The sequence below is a fragment of the Burkholderia sp. BCC1985 genome, from assembly GCF_905339915.1.
In the GTDB taxonomy this organism is placed as follows: domain Bacteria; phylum Pseudomonadota; class Gammaproteobacteria; order Burkholderiales; family Burkholderiaceae; genus Burkholderia.
In genome coordinates this window covers 1-284 of record NZ_CAJPGY010000150.1, presented here as the reverse complement: position 1 = coordinate 284, position 284 = coordinate 1, and the positions used below count along the sequence as shown (strand labels likewise).

Below are 284 nucleotides of genomic sequence, written 5' to 3'. Positions count from 1 at the left end.
ACGCCCGAAGCGTTCGGCCTCGCACGCGCGCAGCAGCTCGAGGCGAAGATCCTAGAGCTCGGCGCGGAGAACGTCGCGGCGTTCATCGGCGAGCCGTTCCAGGGCGCGGGCGGCGTGATCTTCCCGCCGTCGACGTACTGGCCGGAAATCCAGCGGATCTGCCGCAAGTACGACATCCTGCTCGTCGCCGACGAAGTGATCGGCGGCTTCGGCCGCACCGGCGAATGGTTCGCGCACCAGCACTTCGGCTTCGAGCCGGACCTGATCACGATGGCCAAGGGCCT

General features: G+C 68.0%; 1 protein-coding gene. It reads left to right on the top strand.

Going from position 1 to position 284, the window contains the following annotated elements; all coding sequences use genetic code 11:
* The coding region (locus U4Z31_RS37060; protein ID WP_321813011.1) for an aminotransferase class III-fold pyridoxal phosphate-dependent enzyme at nucleotides 1–284 on the top strand (284 nt) is incomplete at both ends.